This is a genomic window from Clostridium sartagoforme AAU1 (assembly GCF_000401215.1).
In the GTDB taxonomy this organism is placed as follows: domain Bacteria; phylum Bacillota; class Clostridia; order Clostridiales; family Clostridiaceae; genus Clostridium; species Clostridium sartagoforme.
The window spans coordinates 1-760 of record NZ_ASRV01000272.1 but is presented as its reverse complement, the minus strand read 5'-3'; the positions used below and the strand labels follow the sequence as shown (position 1 = coordinate 760).

1 protein-coding gene is annotated in these 760 nt (G+C 28.7%); it reads right to left on the bottom strand.

Going from position 1 to position 760, the window contains the following annotated elements:
- Positions 1-15: 15 nt before the first annotated feature.
- Positions 16-630 (bottom strand): flavin reductase family protein, encoded by a 615-nt coding sequence (locus tag A500_RS19070; protein WP_016209210.1) that lies wholly within the window; start codon positions 628-630, stop codon positions 16-18.
- Between the last annotated feature and the right edge of the window lie 130 nt (positions 631-760).

Genomic DNA, 760 nt, shown 5'->3' with positions numbered 1-760 from the left:
TTTACTATTAGATTTTCAAATCATTTTTCCTAGAAGTAACGGTAGTATTAACTTTTTTAGTATTAGATTTTTTCTAACCGAAAAGCCGAAAGAACCTATAGATTTTTCGGGAAGCTTAAAGTATTCTCCGTGACAATAAGAAATTAAATTTCCTTTTTCAAAATGTATTTTCCCATTATCATCTATTAAATTGCTATTAATATGTGAGCCAACTACTTCTGCTATAAACATATGATGACTTCCAAGCTTTATTATATCCTTAACTTTACACTCTATAGAAACTGGACAGTCATCTATATATGCCACATTAACATTTTCCCCATCTTTCATGGTAAAGTTCATATCTTTTATTTTATCAAATTTCCTACCTGGCTTAACTCCACAGTAATCAACAGCTTTAACCATATTGGAAGAAGGCATATTAACTATGAATTCCATAGTTTCACATATATACTCATAAGAAAGTCGTTCAGGTCTAATAGAAATAGAAAGCATAGGAGGCTTTGTACATATTGTTCCTGTCCAACCAACTGTAAATACATTGTCTTTACCAGCTTTATTTCTAGATGTGATTAGAACTACAGGAACAGGATTTAAAACCACACTACCTTTAAAATCAATTTTATCCAAGTATATCTCTCCTTAAAATAAATTTTTAGATTACATAAAAAAGTGTACATATATTAAAGAAAAGGTAGATTCAGATATCTAAATCTACCTTTATATATTTTAATAATATCTTCTTCTTCTTCTCTTTTTC